The 16,102-nt window shown below is 65.8% G+C and carries 15 protein-coding genes and 1 tRNA gene; 10 read left to right on the top strand and 6 right to left on the bottom strand.

Features of this window, described 5'->3' with window-relative positions:
- Positions 1-9 precede the first annotated feature (9 nt).
- Together ABNX08_RS02640 and ABNX08_RS02645 are read left to right on the top strand one after the other, a co-directional pair.
- Complete coding sequence (locus ABNX08_RS02640) at positions 10-1,041, top strand: tripartite tricarboxylate transporter substrate binding protein (RefSeq protein WP_349605539.1); 1,032 nt, start codon at positions 10-12, stop codon at positions 1,039-1,041.
- Between the two features lie 125 nt (positions 1,042-1,166).
- On the top strand, positions 1,167-1,907 hold the full coding sequence (locus ABNX08_RS02645) for a GntR family transcriptional regulator (protein ID WP_349605540.1): 741 nt from the start codon (positions 1,167-1,169) through the stop codon (positions 1,905-1,907).
- A 108-nt stretch (positions 1,908-2,015) separates the two neighbouring features.
- Here ABNX08_RS02645 and ABNX08_RS02650 read toward each other — a convergent pair.
- From ABNX08_RS02650 to ABNX08_RS02670, 5 genes are all read right to left on the bottom strand, one after another.
- A tRNA-Met gene (locus ABNX08_RS02650) sits at positions 2,016-2,092 on the bottom strand.
- A gap of 145 nt (positions 2,093-2,237) precedes the next feature.
- Positions 2,238-3,935, bottom strand: a complete 1,698-nt coding sequence (locus ABNX08_RS02655) for an MFS transporter (RefSeq protein WP_349605541.1) — start codon at positions 3,933-3,935, stop codon at positions 2,238-2,240.
- A 248-nt stretch (positions 3,936-4,183) separates the two neighbouring features.
- Complete coding sequence (locus ABNX08_RS02660) at positions 4,184-4,519, bottom strand: DUF4212 domain-containing protein (protein WP_349605543.1); 336 nt, start codon at positions 4,517-4,519, stop codon at positions 4,184-4,186.
- On the bottom strand, positions 4,516-6,075 hold the full coding sequence (locus tag ABNX08_RS02665) for a sensor histidine kinase N-terminal domain-containing protein (RefSeq protein ID WP_349605545.1): 1,560 nt from the start codon (positions 6,073-6,075) through the stop codon (positions 4,516-4,518). The genes ABNX08_RS02660 and ABNX08_RS02665 overlap by 4 nt, the downstream gene beginning before the upstream one ends.
- A 70-nt stretch (positions 6,076-6,145) precedes the next feature.
- Positions 6,146-6,835, bottom strand: coding sequence for a response regulator transcription factor (locus tag ABNX08_RS02670; RefSeq protein ID WP_349605546.1), 690 nt, complete (start codon positions 6,833-6,835; stop codon positions 6,146-6,148).
- 244 nt (positions 6,836-7,079) lie between these two features.
- Here ABNX08_RS02670 and recA point away from each other — a divergent pair, with 244 nt between their 5' ends.
- From recA to ABNX08_RS02710, 8 genes are all read left to right on the top strand, one after another.
- Positions 7,080-8,135, top strand: coding sequence for a recombinase RecA (gene recA / locus ABNX08_RS02675; protein WP_349605548.1), 1,056 nt, complete (start codon positions 7,080-7,082; stop codon positions 8,133-8,135).
- 114 nt (positions 8,136-8,249) lie between these two features.
- Positions 8,250-8,717, top strand: coding sequence for a recombination regulator RecX (gene recX, locus ABNX08_RS02680; protein WP_022533628.1), 468 nt, complete (start codon positions 8,250-8,252; stop codon positions 8,715-8,717).
- A gap of 329 nt (positions 8,718-9,046) precedes the next feature.
- Positions 9,047-9,742, top strand: a complete 696-nt coding sequence (locus tag ABNX08_RS02685; RefSeq protein ID WP_022533629.1) for a DUF2889 domain-containing protein — start codon at positions 9,047-9,049, stop codon at positions 9,740-9,742.
- Positions 9,743-9,833: 91 nt separating this feature from the next.
- Positions 9,834-11,000, top strand: a complete 1,167-nt coding sequence (sucC, locus tag ABNX08_RS02690) for an ADP-forming succinate--CoA ligase subunit beta (protein ID WP_022533630.1) — start codon at positions 9,834-9,836, stop codon at positions 10,998-11,000.
- 99 nt (positions 11,001-11,099) lie between these two features.
- Positions 11,100-11,981 (top strand): succinate--CoA ligase subunit alpha, encoded by an 882-nt coding sequence (sucD, locus tag ABNX08_RS02695; RefSeq protein ID WP_349605549.1) that lies wholly within the window; start codon positions 11,100-11,102, stop codon positions 11,979-11,981.
- A gap of 234 nt (positions 11,982-12,215) precedes the next feature.
- Positions 12,216-12,911, top strand: a complete 696-nt coding sequence (locus ABNX08_RS02700) for a TerC family protein (RefSeq protein WP_349605550.1) — start codon at positions 12,216-12,218, stop codon at positions 12,909-12,911.
- 163 nt (positions 12,912-13,074) lie between these two features.
- Positions 13,075-13,683, top strand: coding sequence for a prepilin-type N-terminal cleavage/methylation domain-containing protein (locus ABNX08_RS02705; protein WP_374063642.1), 609 nt, complete (start codon positions 13,075-13,077; stop codon positions 13,681-13,683).
- Positions 13,684-13,780: 97 nt separating this feature from the next.
- Entirely contained in the window at positions 13,781-15,592 is a 1,812-nt protein-coding gene (locus ABNX08_RS02710) for a Wzy polymerase domain-containing protein (RefSeq protein ID WP_349605551.1), read from the top strand.
- Here ABNX08_RS02710 and ABNX08_RS02715 read toward each other — a convergent pair.
- On the bottom strand, positions 15,589-16,101 hold the full coding sequence (locus ABNX08_RS02715; RefSeq protein ID WP_349605552.1) for a hypothetical protein: 513 nt from the start codon (positions 16,099-16,101) through the stop codon (positions 15,589-15,591). The genes ABNX08_RS02710 and ABNX08_RS02715 overlap by 4 nt on opposite strands.
- Between the last annotated feature and the right edge of the window lies 1 nt (position 16,102).

The raw sequence follows: 16,102 nt of genomic DNA on the forward strand, positions 1-16,102 counted from the left end.
AGACACAGCATGTATCGAGGTTTGATTCGCACCGCGCTCAGGTACGGTACCGGCGCTCTGGTCGTGTTGTCCGCAGTATCCACGCTGGCCGGGCTGGCGTCCGCGCCCGCGGCGGCGCAGGGGAACGCGCAGGCCTCCGTGCCCGCCAGCGATTATCCCGGCAAGCCGATCCGCTATGTCGTGCCATTCTCGGCCGGCGGGCTGACCGATATCATGGCCCGGCTGGTGGGGCATCAGCTGTCCGAGGAGTGGAAGCGGCCCGTGGTCGTCGACAACAAGCCCGGCGGCAACGCCAATATCGGCGCCGACCAGGTCGCCAAGGCGCCGGCCGATGGCTACACCTGGCTGGCGGTCACGCTGACCCATGCGTCCAATGTCACGCTGTTCCCCAAACAGCCATTCAGCATGCAGAAGGACCTGGTGCCCGTGGCGCGCATTGCCTCGTCGCCGATGCTGGTGGTGGTGCCGGCCAGCTCGCCGATCAAGTCGATGAAGGACCTGGCCGCCGCGGCACAGAAGGGCAAGCTCAATGCCGGCTCCAGCGGCAACGGTACGCCGCCGCACCTGACCATGGCGCTGTTCGAAAGCCAGACCGGGACCAGCCTCACCCATGTGCCGTACAAGGGCGGCGCCCCGTCCATGACCGACCTGATCGGCGGGCAGATCGACGTGGTCTTCTCCAACTTCCCGGAGTCGCTGGCCTATGTGAAGGGCGGCAAGCTGCGCGCGCTGGCGGTGACGACGCGGGATCGGCATCCGCTGCTGCCCGATGTCCCCACCGTGGCCGAGGCGGGATTCCCCGACCTGATCGTCGAGAACTGGACCGGGCTGATGATGCCGGCGGGCACGCCCAGGCCGATTGTGGACAAGGTGTCGGCTTCGGTGGCGCGCATGCTGCAGGCCGACGCGCTGCGCGAGCGCATCGTCGCGGCGGGCTTCGCTCCGGCGCCGCAGACCAGCGGGCCCTTTGCCGAGTACTTCAACGGCGAGGTGACGCGCTGGGCGAAGCTGATCGAAGAGAAACATATCCGCGCGGAATGACAGCGGCTGGCCGCCCAGGCGCTCCGGTATGCTCCGGTATGATCTGGCTTATCTAGATGAATCGACCCGCGCAGCCAGCCCCGCGAGGCAGGTGGCGGCGCGGGAACTCGGACAAGGAATTCAAGGTGGGTGCCAGATTTGATGCCGGCAGTGCGATCGGCGGGATCCTGTACAAGGATGTGAAGCAGGCCATCCTGTCCGCGCTGGCGGAGGGCGAGTGGAAGCCGGGGGAGGCCATCCCCTCAGAGCGCAAGCTGATAGAGCGCTTTGGCGTTTCGATCGGCACCCTGCGCAAGGCGATCGACGAGCTGGTGGCCGAAGGCATCATGATCCGCCACCAGGGCCGCGGCACCTTCGTGGCCACCCATCGGCAGGAGGACCACTTCTTCCGATTCTTCCGGATCGTGCGCCAGGACGGGCATCGCGAATATCCCACGGTACGGCTGGCGAGGTTTCGCCGCGCCAGGGCGGACAAGGAAGAGGCGGCCGCACTGGCGCTGGCGGTGGGCGATCCCGTGTTCCGCTTCACCAATGTGCTGTCGCTGGAAGGCGCGCCGATGATGATCGACGCCATCACGGTGCCGGAGGAGCGCTTCAAGGGCCTGACCGAAAAGCAGCTGCGCGAGCGGCCCAATACGCTCTACAACTTCTACCAGGACGCCTTCGGCATCAATATCATCCGTACCGAAGAACGCCTGCGCTCAGCACTGGCCGACGAGGACGATCACGCCTTGCTGGGGGTCGCCGTCGGCAGCCCGCTGCTGAAGATCCTGCGCGTTGCCTCGTCGTATCACGACGAGCGGATCGAGTATCGCGTGTCGCGGCTGGATACGAGCCGGCACGAGTTCACGTTGTCGCAGCCGTAAAGCCATCATCGTCACGCGGCAGGCCAGCACCCTGCTGTGTGACACCTTCAGCGATTCGCCAAAGAAAAAAGCCGCGAACCCATGCGGGATCGCGGCTTTTTAAATAGATGGTGGCGAATCAGGGACTCGAACCCCGGACCTGCGGATTATGATTCCGTCGCTCTAACCGACTGAGCTAATTCGCCAACGAAGACTGAGATTATACCTGGCCTTTCTAGGCTGTCAACACCTTCTTGCAAGGTTTTTTGAAGCGCCGCGCGGCCGCAGGCAACCGCCTAAAAAAACGGCAGGCCGGATGGCCTGCCGTCGTCGTTGCCGGTCGAGCCGGCGTCAGTCGTTGGCGTAGATGTTCACGTCCTTGGTCTCACGGACGAACAGCGCGCCGATCACGAAGGTGATGGCCGCGATGATGATCGGGTACCAGAGGCCGTAGTAGATGTTGCCGTTCTGGGCCACCAGCGCGAACGAGATGGTGGGCAGCAGGCCGCCGAACCAGCCGTTGCCGATGTGATACGGCAGCGACATCGAGGTGTAGCGGATGCGGGTCGGGAACAGCTCAACCAGCATGGCGGCGATCGGGCCGTACACCATCGTGACGTAGATCACCAGGATGACCAGGATCACCAGCACCATGATCGTGTTCATCTGCGCCGGGTCGGCCTTGGCCGGGTAGCCGGCGGCGGACATGGCGCCGCTCACTTCCTTCTTGAACGCCGCGATCTGGGTCTTGCTGGCGTCGTCGAAGCTGTGGCCGTTGGCAAGCTTGGCGTCGAAGGCCTTGATCTCCTTGTCGCCGATCTTGACCGTTGCCACCGTGCCGGCCGGGGCTTCTACCACTTCATAGCTGGCCGAAGACTGGGCCAGGGTGCGCTTGGCGATATCGCACGAGCTGCGGAAGTCGATCTCGCGGGCGATCGGGCTGCCCTGGAACGAGCACTGCTTCGGATCCGCGGTCACCACGATCTGGGCGCTCTGCTGGGCGCGCTCCAGCGCCGGGTTGGCGTAGTGGGTCAGCGCCTTGAACAGCGGGAAGTAGGTCAGCACGGCCAGCGCGCAGCCTGCCATGATGATCCACTTGCGGCCGATCTTGTCGGACAGCGCCCCGAAGAAGATGAAGAACGGCGTGCCGATCACCAGTGCGCCGGCAATCAGCAGGTTGGCCGTCTTGGCATCGACCTTGAGTACCTGGGTCAGGAAGAACAGCGCGTAGAACTGGCCGGTGTACCAGACCACGGCCTGGCCGGCGGTCAGGCCGAGCAGGGCCAGGATCACGATCTTCAGGTTGCGCCACTGCGCGAAGGACTCGGTCAGCGGGGCCTTGGAGGTCTTGCCCTCTGCCTTCATGCGCTGGAACGCCGGCGATTCATTCATCGACAGGCGGATGTACACCGATACGCCGAGCAGCAGGATCGACAGCAGGAACGGGATGCGCCAGCCCCAGACTTCGAAGTTCGGGCCGGTCAGCTCGCGGCACAGCAGGATCACGATCAGCGACAGGAACAGCCCCAGCGTGGCGGTGGTCTGGATCCACGCGGTATAGGAGCCGCGCTTGCCGTGCGGCGCGTGCTCGGCCACGTAGGTGGCGGCACCGCCATACTCGCCGCCAAGCGCCAGGCCCTGCAGCATGCGCAGCGCGATCAGGATGATCGGAGCCGCCCAGCCGATCGTGGCATAGCCCGGCAGCAGGCCGACGATGAACGTCGACACGCCCATGATCAGGATCGTCACCAGGAAGGTGTACTTGCGCCCGATCATGTCGCCCAGGCGGCCGAACACCAGTGCGCCGAACGGCCGCACGATAAAGCCGGCGGCAAACGCGAGCAGCGCGAAGATGAAGGCCGAGGTCGGATCCAGTCCGGCGAAGAACTGCTTGGCGATGATCGCCGCCAGCGAGCCGTAGAGATAAAAGTCGTACCACTCGAACACCGTGCCCAGCGAAGAGGCAAGGATCACCTTGCGCTCTTCGTGGGTCATCGGTGCGTTCTGCGCGCCCCTTCCGGGCACCGCGACGTTCTGCACGTTTGCCATCTTGTCTCCTCCGTCTGGAATGAATCTCGGGCAAGGCGCGGCGACGCGGGAAAGGCCCGTGCCGCTGGCCGGGGAGCCTGAGTTGCAGTGGATTGTGGGAGGCGAAACTTACTGAGTTCTGACAGATTCGCGCGCAAAAAGGCCGAAATAATCGGGGTATACGCTAGCGGTGCGCGGTGCCTGGCATGCTGCGACGCACTCGCTTTCAGCCGTGCGATGGCTTCGGTGCGCGATTTACCGGCGTGCGGCTATGCAGCATCGATGCCTGCGCCGCGCGAAGCACCCTGCGAAGGGAGGGGGGCGGGCACGGCCTCGCTGTCGGTCGCCCTGTCAGCTTCGTCGTCGGCGCGGTTCATGCGCCAGGCATAGAGCGCGGCCATCAGCACGTACACCACCAGCGCGCCCTGGGCGCCGACCCAGAACGAGAACGGCCAGCCGAAGAAGTCGAAGCGCAGCTCGCGCGCGAACCATGCCACCACGAAGGTGACCACGAACCAGACGCACAGCAGCCCGGCGATCCAGCGCAGGTTGCGATGCCAGGCCTGGCGCTGGCGGGCATCGGGACGATAGGGGATCTGGCTCATTCTGCTGGCGGCTCGGTGGGGCGCCGCAGCGTCACGCGGAAATGCGCGCCCGCGAGCCGCGGCGATTGCTGGTAGACGTGGTCGGAAATCTGCACATCGCCGCCGTGCTGCTGCACGATCTCGCGCACGATGGCCAGGCCCAGGCCGCTGCCTTCGGTATTGGTGCCGAGCACGCGGTAGAAACGCTCCATCACGCGTTCGCGCTCGGCCGGCGGGATGCCCGGCCCGGTGTCTTCCACGTCCAGGTAGGCGAAGGGCTCGAATGCATCGGCGCTGACACGCACGGTGGCATGGCCGCCGCGCGGCGTGTAGCGGATGGCATTGTCGAGCAGGTTGTTCAGCATTTCGGTCAGCATCAGCCGGTTGCCCTGCACCATCACCGGATGGTCGCTCGCATCGAGCCCCAGGTCGATCTCGCGCGCCCAGGCCTGCGGCAGCCAGTCCTTGACCACCTCGCGCGCCAGCGCCGACAGGTCCAGCGCCGCCATGCCGCCGGAGCCGGCCAGGTTCTCCATGCGCGCCAGCGACAGCAGTTGCGTGACCAGGTGCGCGGTGCGCTCCGAGCTGCCGGCGATCTGCGCCAGCGAGCGCCGCAGCTCTTCCGGCGACTGCTCGCGCTGGGCCAGCTCGGCCTGCATGCGCAGCCCCGCGAGCGGGGTCTTCATCTGGTGCGCGGCATCGGCGATAAATCGCTTTTGCGTCTGCACCGACTGGTCCAGTCGCGCCAGCAACTCGTTGAACGAGCCCACCAGCGGCGTGATCTCCTGCGGCGCGGCGCGTTCGTCGATGGGGCTGGTGTCGCCCGGGTTGCGCGTGCGGATGCGCTGCTGGATCGCAGTGAGCGGCGCGAGGCCGCGCGACAGCCCGAACCACACCAGCACCACCGCCAGCGGCAGGATCACGAACTGCGGCAGGATCACGCCCTTGATGATTTCGTTGGCCAGCCGCGCGCGCTTGTCCAGGGTCTCGGCCACCTGTACCAGCACCGGCTGCGTGCCGCTGACGTGCTTGAGGTCGATATAGGTATAGGCCACGCGCACGTCGTTGCCCGCCACGCGGTCATCCCGCAGGGACACCAGGCCCGCATGGCCCTGGTCTTCCTCGGACGGCAGCGGCAGGTCGTGGTCGCCGGCGATGTACTCGCCGCGCTTGCCCACCACCTGGTAGTAGATGTTGTCGGTCTCGTCGGCGCGCAGGATCTCGCGCGCCGACAGTGGCAGCTGCAGCGTGACGCGGCCGTTCACCTCGCGCACCTGCTGCGACAGCACGATGGCGCTGGCCTCCAGCGCGCGGTCGAAGGGGCCGTTGGCGATCGACTTGGCCACCAGGTAGGTCACCGCGATGCTCATTGGCCAGAGCAGCAACAGCGGCGCCAGCATCCAGTCGAGGATCTCGCCGAAGAGCGAGCGCGGCGCCGGATGCGCGGTGCTTTCTTCCAGGTGCGGCAGCGCGTCGGCCAGTTCCTGGTCGGCGGCCTCGGCGTCGGGCGCCGCGGTGGGGGAGGGGGGCGGCGCCGCGCGGTGCGGGCGCCGCCAGGGCAGTCGCAGCAGGCTCATCTCGACGGTGTGGCCTCAGGTCCGGTCGCGGGTTCGCCTGCGGAGAAATGAAATCGGCGGACGGGGTTTGTCAGTGTTGGGCAGCGACGGCCGGCTGGAATTTCTCCAGGCAGTAGCCCAGCCCGCGCACCGTGGCGATGCGGATGCCGCCCACCTCGATTTTCTTGCGCAGCCGGTGCACGTAGACCTCGATCGCGTTGTTGCTGACTTCCTCGCCCCACTCGCACAGGTGGTCCACCAGCTGCTCCTTGGATACCAGCCGGCCGCTGCGGGTCAGCAGGATTTCCAGCAGGCCGGTCTCGCGCGCGGACAGGTCCAGCATCTGGTCGTTCAGGTAGGCGATGCGCCCGACCTGGTCGTAGGACAGCGGCCCGTGGCGCATCAGCGTGGCGCCGCCGCCGGCACCGCGCCGCACCAGCGCGCGCACGCGCGCCTCCAGCTCGGACAGCGCGAAGGGCTTGGCCATGTAGTCGTCGGCGCCCAGGTCCAGGCCCTTGACGCGCTCGTCGACGCTGTCGGCGGCGGTCAGGATCAGCACCGGCAGCATCGCGCCGCGCGCGCGCAGGCGCTTGAGCACCTCCAGCCCGGACATGCGCGGCAGGCCCAGGTCCAGGATCAGCAGGTCGAAGGTCTGGGTCGACAGCGCCGAATCGGCTTCGAGGCCATTGGCGACGTAGTCGACGGCATAACCCGAGTGGCGTAACGAGCGCGTCAGGCCATCGGCCAGCACGTCGTCATCTTCGGCGATCAGAATGCGCATGGTTTGTCTCCACCTGGCCGGCAGAGCCGGCGCCGGGAATCGGATGAACCGGGCGCGATGGGGCTTGCCAAGCATACTGTTTTTTTATACAGTACCCGCAATTCCGCACGGGCTGCCGGGCGCGTCATAATTTGCATGTCCGCAGCGTGGCCGCGCAGTTTGTCGGGCCCGCGGCGCTGACTCCGGAAAAGCCGGGGCCGCGCCACATGCGGCCTATTTATACACCATTGATTCAAGGACGACCATGGACGACAAGAAGGCAGGTGCCGGCGTGAGCGCCGAGAAGCAGAAGGCGCTTGCCGCCGCGCTCTCCCAGATCGAGAAGCAGTTCGGCAAGGGCTCGATCATGCGCCTGGGCGACGGCGAGGTCGAGAAGGACATCCAGGTGGTATCCACCGGCTCGCTCGGCCTGGACATCGCGCTGGGCGTCGGCGGCCTGCCGCGCGGCCGCGTGGTCGAGATCTATGGTCCGGAATCGTCGGGCAAGACCACGCTGACGCTGCAGGTCGTGGCCGAGATGCAGAAGCTGGGCGGCACCTGCGCCTTTATCGACGCCGAGCACGCGCTGGACGTCAGCTACGCCAACAAGCTGGGCGTCAACGTCGGCGAGCTGCTGATCTCGCAGCCGGACACCGGCGAGCAGGCGCTGGAAATCACCGACGCGCTGGTGCGCTCGGGCTCGATCGACCTGATCGTGATCGATTCGGTGGCCGCGCTGGTGCCCAAGGCCGAAATCGAAGGCGAAATGGGCGATTCGCTGCCCGGCCTGCAGGCCCGCCTGATGAGCCAGGCGCTGCGCAAGCTGACCGGCACCATCAAGCGCACCAACTGCCTGGTGATCTTCATCAACCAGATCCGCATGAAGATCGGCGTGATGTTCGGCTCGCCGGAAACCACTACCGGCGGCAACGCGCTCAAGTTCTACGCCTCGGTGCGCCTGGATATCCGCCGCATCGGCTCGATCAAGAAGGGCGACGACGTGATCGGCAACGAGACCAAGGTCAAGGTGGTCAAGAACAAGGTGTCGCCGCCGTTCCGCGAAGCCTTCTTCGACATCCTCTACGGCCAGGGCATTTCGCGGCAGGGCGAGATCATCGACCTGGGCGTGGACGCCAAGATCGTCGAGAAGTCCGGCGCCTGGTACAGCTACAACGGCGACAAGATCGGCCAGGGCAAGGACAACGCGCGCGAATACCTGCGCGAGAACCCGGACATTGCCGACGAGATCGAGAACAAGGTGCGCGCGGCGCTGGGCGTGGTGGCGATGAACCCCGTCGCGGCGGAAGTGGTGGAAGGCTGACCCCCGCCAGCGGCCGCTGCAGCAGCCGGAAGGCCGGAGCATCGCCGATGCGCCGGCCTTTTTGCTTTGGCTGCATGACGCAGTGCCAGCCCATGCCAATGCCCTGACCCCTCGATGGCAACCCGTCCCCCGCTTTCCCTCAAGGCCCGCGCCGTCGGCTACCTGTCGCGCCGCGAGCACAGCCGTACCGAGCTGGCACGCAAGTTGGCGCCGCATGCCGAGTCGCCCGAGCAGCTCGAGCAGTTGCTGGACGCGCTCGAGCGCGAGAACTGGCTGTCCAACCAGCGCTTTGCCGACAGCCTGGTGCACCGCCGCGGCGCCCGCTATGGCACCGCCCGGGTCATGCAGGAAGCCAAGACCCACAAGCTGGGCAGCGAACAGCTGGGCGAACTGCAGGACCGGCTGCGCGCGACCGAGGCCGAGCGCGCGCGCGAGGTCTGGCGCAAGCGCTTCGGCTCGCCGCCGGCCACGCCCGAGGAGCGGGCCAAGCAGGTCCGCTTCATGGTGGCGCGAGGGTTTTCGCGTTCCGTGGTCGGCAAGATTATCCAGGGGGCGGACGAAGAGTACGGGGACGAGACTTGATACGTCGGTGCTCAAAGCCTCTCATTTTTCTGCCCGATTACCTGCACGGGCGGAAGGGTGTTTTCGCTGCATTGCGCCATTAGTCGTGGCTCCGCAGCCACGCCGCTGTCGTGCGCGACACCACGTAAATCCCCGTTACGGCTGGTGCGTTGCGGAAATACCTCGCGCAATGGCGCGCGGCCCGTGGTCGGCCGACAATGCGGGGCGACAGTCGCCGCACAAGGATGTTCCCGGGCAACGCGGCGCGGCATGTTAAACTCCCCAGGTTATTCGGTGCTCCGGCACCGCCGTTCCCGAGCCCCCAGCGTTTCCGTTATTCCAGCCTGGCCATGCCTCTGTCCCAGCCCGTCAACCGCTCCCCGCGCCACCGCCGTGCCATCACGGCCGATGCGTACCAGAGGGAGGACGGCCTGTGGGATATCGAGGTGCGCCTGACCGACACCAAGCCCCGCGACATCGAACTTGCCGGCGACCGCATCCGCCCGCTGGGCCAGCCCCTGCACGACCTGTGGCTGCGCATCACGATCGACGAGGCAATGACGGTGCTGGATGCCGAGGCCTGCTCCGACTGGGTGCCGTACCCGTCGCAGTGCGACACCATCGGCCCGGCCTACCGCAAGCTGATCGGCCTGAACCTGCGCAAGGGCTTCCGCAAGGCGGTGCGCGAGCGCCTGGGCGGCATCAACGGCTGCTCGCACCTGACCGAGGCCGCCGGCGTGCTGCCCAGCACGGCGATCCAGGCCTTTGCCGGTGAAGTCATCAGTATCCGCGACAACGGCGAGGACGATCCGAATCCGGAGCCGCCCTATCAGTTGAACGGCTGCCACGCCCTGCGTTTCGATGGCGAGGTGGTACGAGAGTTTTACCCGCGCTGGTATGGTCACCAGCCGACGCCCAAGGCACGGGCCGAGGCAGCACCTGCCGTCGCAACCGCGCCTCAGGCGCAGACCGCGGCCAATGGCGACCGCGGCAATCACGGCAATGACGCTGTCCCGGCCGACCGGCCAACCGGCACCTCCGGCTGATTCTCAGGATCGGCCAGCCAGACGAGAGATTTCGTCTCCTTTTTCAGATTCTTCCCTTCTACCTTTTACGCCTACCCGAAAGGAAACACGCATGAATATCCATGAGTATCAAGGCAAGGAAATCCTGCGCAAATACAATGTGCCGGTTCCGCGCGGCATCCCCGCGTTCTCGGTTGACGAGGCCCTGAAGGCCGCAGAACAGCTCGGCGGCCCGGTGTGGGTTGTCAAGGCTCAGATTCATGCGGGTGGCCGCGGCAAGGGCGGCGGTGTCAAGGTTGCCAAGAGCATCGACGACGTCAAGACCTACGCTTCGAACATCCTGGGCATGCAACTGGTCACGCACCAGACCGGCCCGGAAGGCAAGAAGGTCAACCGCCTGCTGATCGAAGAAGGCGCCGACATCAAGAAGGAACTGTACGTTTCGCTGGTGGTGGACCGTGTTTCGCAGAAGGTCGCGCTGATGGCCTCGAGCGAAGGCGGCATGGACATTGAAGAAGTCGCTGCCCACACCCCGGAAAAGATCCACACCCTGATCATCGAGCCGTCGGTTGGCCTGACCGACGCTGAAGCCGACGACATCGCCCGCAAGATCGGCGTGCCCGACGCGAGCGTGGCGCAAGCCCGCCAGGCCCTGCAAGGCCTGTACAAGGCGTTCTATGAAACCGACGCTTCGCTGGCCGAAATCAACCCGCTGATCCTGACCGGCGACGGCAAGGTCATCGCCCTGGACGCCAAGTTCAACTTCGACTCGAACGCGCTGTTCCGTCACCCGGAAATCGTCGCCTACCGCGACCTGGATGAAGAAGACGCCAACGAAATCGAAGCCTCGAAGTTCGACCTGGCCTACATCTCGCTGGACGGCAACATCGGCTGCCTGGTGAACGGCGCCGGCCTGGCCATGGCCACCATGGACACCATCAAGCTGTTCGGCGGCGAGCCGGCCAACTTCCTCGACGTGGGCGGCGGTGCCACCACCGAGAAGGTGACCGAAGCCTTCAAGCTGATGCTGAGCAACCCGAACGTGCAGGCCATCCTGGTCAACATCTTCGGCGGCATCATGCGTTGCGACGTGATCGCCGAAGGCGTGATCTCCGCGTCCAAGGCCGTGCACCTGACGGTGCCGCTGGTCGTGCGCATGAAGGGCACCAACGAAGACCTCGGCAAGAAGATGCTGGCCGACTCGGGCCTGCCCATCATCTCGGCCGACACGATGGAAGAAGCCGCCCAGAAGGTGGTGGCCGCTGCCGCTGGCAAGTAAGCCGTCGCACGAACGCAACCATACGCGAACGCGAGCGGTGCGCAGGCGCTCCCTTGAGCCCTTGCGCGCGCCGCTCGTAGCCAAGCAAAGGATTACAGCATGTCGATTCTGATCAACAAAGACACCAAGGTCATCACCCAGGGCATCACCGGCAAGACCGGCCAGTTCCACACCCGTGGCTGCCGCGACTATGCCAACGGCAAGAACTGCTTCGTCGCAGGCGTGAACCCGAAGAAGGCCGGCGAAGACTTCGAAGGCATTCCCATCTACGCCAGCGTCAAGGACGCCAAGGCCCAGACCGGCGCCACCGTGTCGGTCATCTACGTGCCGCCCGCAGGCGCCGCCGCCGCGATCTGGGAAGCCGTTGACGCCGACCTGGAACTGGTGGTCTGCATTACCGAAGGCATCCCCGTGCGCGACATGATGGAAGTCAAGGACCGCATGCGCCGCGAGAAGAAGAAGACCCTGCTGCTGGGACCGAACTGCCCGGGCCTGATCACGCCGGACGAAATCAAGATCGGCATCATGCCGGGTCACATCCACCGCAAGGGCCGCATCGGCGTGGTGTCGCGCTCGGGCACGCTGACGTACGAAGCCGTGGGCCAGCTGACCGCGCTGGGCCTGGGCCAGTCGTCGGCTGTCGGCATCGGTGGCGACCCCATCAACGGCCTGAAGCACATCGACGTGATGAAGATGTTCAACGACGATCCGGAAACGGACGCCGTGGTCATGATCGGTGAGATCGGCGGTCCGGACGAAGCCAACGCGGCCAACTGGATCAAGGACAACATGAAGAAGCCGGTGGTCGGCTTCATCGCTGGCGTGACCGCGCCTCCGGGCAAGCGCATGGGCCACGCCGGCGCGCTGATCTCGGGCGGTGCCGATACCGCCCAGGCCAAGCTGGAAATCATGGAAGCCTGCGGTATCAAGGTGACCAAGAACCCGTCGGAGATGGGCCGCCTGCTGAAGGCGATGCTGTAAGTCGTACCTCGCCATTCCAGCGAGCGCTGGAATGACGAACCAGGCAAAGCCCCTGCCCGCGCGGGGGCTTTGTCTTTCTGGCGGACGTTTCAGCGTGGCTTCCGGCACGAAACATTACAGAATTGAAATCTAATCGAAAGGTTCGTGCGGTAAACAGTCATGTCCGTGTTTTGAGACATCCGAAACCCCGTCAGATGACGGGTTTGCCACCTATAAAATTCGAGGAGCCCTGCCGTGGAACTGCTGTCTTCCACCACATTCTGGATTGCGTTGGGATCGATCATCCTGACCAACATCGTCCTGTCCGGCGACAACGCGGTGGTGATCGCGCTCGCCTCGCGCAACCTGCCGCCCGCCCAGCAGAAGAAAGCCATCTTCTGGGGCAGCGCCGCCGCCATCATCATGCGCGTGGTGCTGACCGTGGCCGCGGTCAAGCTGCTGAGCCTGCCCTACCTGAAGATCGTGGGCGCAGTGCTGCTGGTCTACATCGGCGTGCAACTGCTGACCGGCGATGACGACGAGGAAGGCCACGACGGCAAAGACAATATCTGGGCCGCCATCCGCACCATCCTGATCGCCGACCTGGTGATGTCGCTGGACAACGTGGTCGCCGTGGCCGCCGCCGCGCAGAAGGGCCCCGAGGGCAGCCAGCTGATGCTGCTGATCATCGGCCTGGGCCTGTCGATCCCGCTGATCGTGTTCGGCAGCACGCTGCTGCTGAAGGTGATGGAACGTTTCCCGGTCATCATCGTGCTGGGCGCCGCGCTGCTGGGCTACCTGGCGGGTGAGATGCTGGTCAGCGATCCGGTTGACGCAGCCTGGTTCGAGGTCCACGTGCCGCATGCCCACCTGGTATTTGGCGCTGCGGGCGCGATGCTGGTGGTGATCATGGGCAAGCTGCTGAGCCGCCGGTCGGCGCAGGCGGCCTGACGGGGTCTTTGCCGAGGCGAGAAGGGCGGCCTGCTGGCCGCCCTTTTTGTTTGCGGTTGGCGAGGCCCCTGTCGGTGGGGTGGACAACTAACTCATGTGAGTGATCGCACATTTTGTCGCTTTGCCGGGTGGTAAGGGGCGCAGGTGACAAATTTTGGCGCTCGTGGCCGACAAGCCCCTGCCGGGTGACGAATTTTGTCGCTTTTCACCTCATACGGATGGGGATGCCGCTGGCACACTTACTGCTCAATGGTTCCCGCGTCACGAAACCGAAGACGTGCAACGCTCAACCAAAATCTCTTCGAGGGGTCAAATCATGCAACGGGTACAACAACTGAAGAAGCTGGGCCGTCGAGTCCAGAAGGGCTTTACGCTGATCGAACTGATGATCGTGGTGGCGATCATTGGTATTCTGGCGGCGATTGCGATTCCGCAGTATCAGGACTATGTGACGCGCTCACGTTGGTCGGACAACATTACGTCCGTTGCGGCGCTGAAGATGGCGATCGCACAGTGTCTGCAGGAGAATAGTGGCACGATTGCTTCTTGCGATACCGTCGCCCTTCTTACGACTGCTGTTGGTTATCCTGGCATCCAGAACCCGCCTAACGGCACTGTGGCTGTCACGCCGGCAACTGCGGCGATCGTTATTACTGGCGCTGCCGCCTTGGCTGGCTGCAACGTAACCTTTACCCCGGCCGTTGGCACCAACGCTGTGACGTGGACCGCCGGGAATAGCGCTGGCTGCACCAGGGCGCAGACTGGCGTCTAAGCGACGCAGGAACCTCCAGGAAAAAGCGCCTTCGGGCGCTTTTTCTTTATCCACGCCCCAAGCTATCATGCGCCTTTTCCCCTAAACAGGCGCCCCGATGCAGCCGTCCAGGCCCTTCCTACCGTCGGCCGCCCTCATCGCAGCAATCGTCGCCCCGCTGCTAGTCTCCCGGCACACTCTGCCGCTCGCGACGTTCTATGGCGAATGGATCGCAGCACTGTGTGCCATCGCCGTCTTCGCCGTCCATGCGATCCGCAAGCCCGCCGTTGCGACGGCGGAAGGCTTTGTGTCGTTACCGTGGGTCTCGTTTCTGTTCCTCTGGTTAACCGCCATCAGCCTCATTCTCGGCGCCCTCGGCCGCCCTGACATCACCGGCAGCCGCACCGTCACGGTCCTCACGCTGATCCTCGGCGCCACAGTGACCTGCGCCGCATGGTGGCACCGCCGCGCGACAGCAACGAGCACGCAGGATATCGGCGATGCCTTCGCCACCGCCTTCCTCATCGCCGGCCTGCTCGGCACCGTTACGCAGTGGGTGCAACTGTTCCATCTCGAGACCCGCGCCTTCGGCCTCGTCTCCACTTACTTCTACGACGACAACCGCCGCCTGTGGGGCAACCTGAACCAGCCCAACCACCAGGCCACGGTGCACGGGCTCGCGCTGGCGGCAACCGTGTGGCTCGCTTCGCGCGGCAAGCTTCGTTTTCCGATGTGGCTCACGGCAGTCGCACTGCTGGAGAGCGGAATCGTCTTGTCTGGCTCGCGCACCGGCGTGCTGCACGTCGGCCTGGCCGCAGTCTACGCGCTGGTCGCAGCCTGGCTGGCGCGCGGTACACCGCGCGAGGCGGACCCGATGCGGCGCGCGTCGGGACTGGTGGTGGCCGCGGTAGTAATCGTCGTGATGCTGCTGGTCCTGCAACCGGCGATCCGCGCAGCCGGCCAGCTGCTTGACTGGCGCCTGTTCGACACCATCGCGCAGCTCGAAGCCAAGGACCAGATGTCCGCACGCAGCGCACTGTGGTCGCATGCCGTGGCGATGTTCCGCGCGCACCCGTGGTTCGGCGTGGGCTGGGGCGAGTTCGGCTGGTCACAGTTCCTGCAGTTGCCGCAGGTCGGCATGAAGGTCGAGATGGCCCTGCATGCCCACAACGCCATGCTCGACCTGCTGGCAAAGACCGGTATCGCCGGGACGACCGGCGTCGCGGTCATTCTTGCCACCTGGCTGTGGCGCGTGGTGCGGGCGAGGCTGTGGAAGGCCGATGCCGACGAGCGCCGCCAGACCGTGCTGATGCTCGCCTGGCTGGCGATGCTGTGCGCACATTCGATGCTCGAATACCCGCTGCACTACCTGTATTTCTTCCTGCCGTTCTGCTTCCTGCTCGGCTGGCTGGAGCCATCGGGCTTCGGGTACTGGCGCATGCCGGTGCCGTTGGCGCGGGGACTCACGCTCGCGTTCGCCGTGGTCGCCGTGACAGTGCTGGCGACGATGTGGCAGGACTATCGCCGCGCCGAGGCCCGCGAATACGCGACCGGCGTGGCCCGCAACGCACTGCCAATGCCGCGCTTCTGGTTCCGCCAGCATGCGCAGGCCGATGCCGCGGGGCAGGCCGCCATCACGCCGGACAACGCGGCTGAACTGCTGCCCGCGCATATCGCCGCGGTGCACCTGCTGCCGACGCCGACGATGATCTCGCGCACCGCCTGGCTGCTGGCGCTGACCGGCGATCCCGCGCAGGGCCGCCTGTGGATGGAGCGGCTGCGCTGGTACTACCTCGGCGATGAAGTGGCGCAGTACGCGGCGATCGCGCAGGCGTGCCGCGAAGTGAAGCCGGAGCAGCGCCCGCAGGCGTTCTGCGCGTGGGTCAGCGACCGCTCGCGCCGGCTGTCGGAATGGAGCCGCCGGGACTAGTAGTACGGGGCGTAGTAGGCCGGCGGCGGGGGCGCGTAGTAGTAACGCGGCGCCGGAGCCGGAGCCGGCGCCGCGGCCACGCGACCGGCTACCGGCACGCGGTTGCCGCTGGCGTACATGCACTGCACGTAGGCGGCATCGTATTGCCGTTGCGTGCCGTAGCCTGCGTACTGCGCATTGCCGGCCCCGAACGCGGCGCCGGTCAGCAGGCCCAGGCCCGCGCCCACCGCCGCACCCGATCCGCCATCGAAGGCCGCGCCGGCCGCCGCGCCCAGCGCGGTGCCGACCACGGCGCTGCCGACAGCCGCATTGTTGGCGGCCTGCGACGACGAGACGCCGCCCACCTGGCCAAGCGCGAACTGGCGGCAGTTGTAGTCGTCGGCGCGGAACTGGTCGAAGCTCTTGCCGGTGCCCGGCAGCGCCATCACGCTGGGACCCGAGGGCATTACGACGCAGGCGCCGAGGGTCAGGGTGGCCACGGCCAGCGTGGCCCGGATCAGGGCATGCATG

It is taken from the genome of Cupriavidus sp. DF5525, from assembly GCF_040149425.2.
Taxonomy (GTDB): Bacteria; Pseudomonadota; Gammaproteobacteria; order Burkholderiales; family Burkholderiaceae; genus Cupriavidus; species Cupriavidus pickettii_A.

Excerpts from the sequence above, each read along its gene's own strand:
- ABNX08_RS02710 (WP_349605551.1), top strand. The coding sequence starts at position 13,781 with ATGCAGCCGTCCAGGCCCTTCCTACCGTCGGCCGCCCTCATCGCAGCA.
- ABNX08_RS02665 (WP_349605545.1), bottom strand. The coding sequence starts at position 6,075 with ATGAGCCTGCTGCGACTGCCCTGGCGGCGCCCGCACCGCGCGGCGCCG.
- ABNX08_RS02670 (WP_349605546.1), bottom strand. The coding sequence starts at position 6,835 with ATGCGCATTCTGATCGCCGAAGATGACGACGTGCTGGCCGATGGCCTG.
- ABNX08_RS02660 (WP_349605543.1), bottom strand. The coding sequence starts at position 4,519 with ATGAGCCAGATCCCCTATCGTCCCGATGCCCGCCAGCGCCAGGCCTGG.
- ABNX08_RS02715 (WP_349605552.1), bottom strand. The coding sequence starts at position 16,101 with ATGCATGCCCTGATCCGGGCCACGCTGGCCGTGGCCACCCTGACCCTC.
- recX (WP_022533628.1), top strand. The coding sequence starts at position 8,250 with ATGGCAACCCGTCCCCCGCTTTCCCTCAAGGCCCGCGCCGTCGGCTAC.
- ABNX08_RS02685 (WP_022533629.1), top strand. The coding sequence starts at position 9,047 with ATGCCTCTGTCCCAGCCCGTCAACCGCTCCCCGCGCCACCGCCGTGCC.
- ABNX08_RS02655 (WP_349605541.1), bottom strand. The coding sequence starts at position 3,935 with ATGGCAAACGTGCAGAACGTCGCGGTGCCCGGAAGGGGCGCGCAGAAC.
- sucD (WP_349605549.1), top strand. The coding sequence starts at position 11,100 with ATGTCGATTCTGATCAACAAAGACACCAAGGTCATCACCCAGGGCATC.
- ABNX08_RS02640 (WP_349605539.1), top strand. The coding sequence starts at position 10 with ATGTATCGAGGTTTGATTCGCACCGCGCTCAGGTACGGTACCGGCGCT.
- recA (WP_349605548.1), top strand. The coding sequence starts at position 7,080 with ATGGACGACAAGAAGGCAGGTGCCGGCGTGAGCGCCGAGAAGCAGAAG.
- sucC (WP_022533630.1), top strand. The coding sequence starts at position 9,834 with ATGAATATCCATGAGTATCAAGGCAAGGAAATCCTGCGCAAATACAAT.